Below are 1,424 nucleotides of genomic sequence, written 5' to 3' on the forward strand. Positions count from 1 at the left end.
CGTTTTTAAATAAGCGGGAGGTTACTTAGTGATGGGGTGACTGCGTACCTTTTGTATAATGGGTCAGCGACTTACATTTTGTGGCGAGGTTAACCGAATAGGGGAGCCGTAGGGAAACCGAGTCTTAACTGGGCGTCCAGTCGCAAGGTGTAGACCCGAAACCGAGTGATCTAGCCATGGGCAGGTTGAAGGTTGAGTAACATCAACTGGAGGACCGAACCGACTAACGTTGAAAAGTTAGCGGATGACCTGTGGCTGGGGGTGAAAGGCCAATCAAACTCGGAGATAGCTGGTTCTCCTCGAAATCTATTTAGGTAGAGCCTCGGATGAATACCACTGGGGGTAGAGCACTGTTAAGGCTAGGGGGTCATCCCGACTTACCAACCCTTTGCAAACTCCGAATACCAGTGAGTACTATCCGGGAGACACACGGCGGGTGCTAACGTCCGTCGTGGAAAGGGAAACAACCCAGACCGTCAGCTAAGGTCCCAAAGTTTTGGTTAAGTGGGAAACGATGTGGGAAGGCTCAGACAGCTAGGAGGTTGGCTTAGAAGCAGCCATCCTTTAAAGAAAGCGTAATAGCTCACTAGTCGAGTCGGCCTGCGCGGAAGATATAACGGGGCTCAAACCAAACACCGAAGCTACGGACTTGCGTTTAGGCGTGAGTGGTAGAGGAGCGTTCTGTAAGCGGATGAAGGTGAGTCGAGAGGCTTGCTGGACGTATCAGAAGTGCGAATGCTGACATGAGTAACGATAATGGGAGTGAAAAACTCCCACGCCGAAAGATCAAGGGTTCCTGTCCAACGTTAATCGGGGCAGGGTGAGTCGGCCCCTAAGGCGAGGCTGAAAAGCGTAGTCGATGGGAAACGGGTTAATATTCCCGTACTTGAGTGTAGTGCGAAGGGGGGACGGAGCAGGCTAGGTCATCCACGCGTTGGTTGTCGTGGTTCAAGCGTGTAGGCCGAGTGTTTAGGTAAATCCGGACACTCATTAAAGCTGAGACGTGATGACGGTGCATCTACGGATGCCGAAGTGATTGATGCCATACTTCCAGGAAAAGCCTCTAAGCTCCAGCTACACTGAAACCGTACTCCAAACCGACACAGGTGATCAGGTAGAGAATACCAAGGCGCTTGAGAGAACTCGGGTGAAGGAACTAGGCAAAATGGTGCCGTAACTTCGGGAGAAGGCACGCTGCTGGCGGTGATCGGACTTGCTCCGTAAGCTGTTGGCAGTCGAAGATACCAGGCCCCTGCGACTGTTTACTTAAAACACAGCACTCTGCAAACACGAAAGTGGACGTATAGGGTGTGACACCTGCCCGGTGCCGGAAGGTTAATTGATGGGGTTAGCGTAAGCGAAGCTCTTGATCGAAGCCCCGGTAAACGGCGGCCGTAACTATAACGGTCCTAAGGTAGCGAAAT

Annotated in this window: 1 rRNA gene (running past one end of the window); it reads left to right on the forward strand. The window is 52.0% G+C overall.

The annotated features are described in order from the left end of the window. Positions 1 to 1,424: ribosomal RNA gene (locus ACI882_RS15265) — 23S ribosomal RNA — on the forward strand; its annotated part reaches 614 nt to the left of the window's first position; the annotation flags it as partial.

It is taken from the genome of Reinekea sp., assembly GCF_046710285.1.
Classification (GTDB): domain Bacteria; phylum Pseudomonadota; class Gammaproteobacteria; order Pseudomonadales; family Natronospirillaceae; genus Reinekea.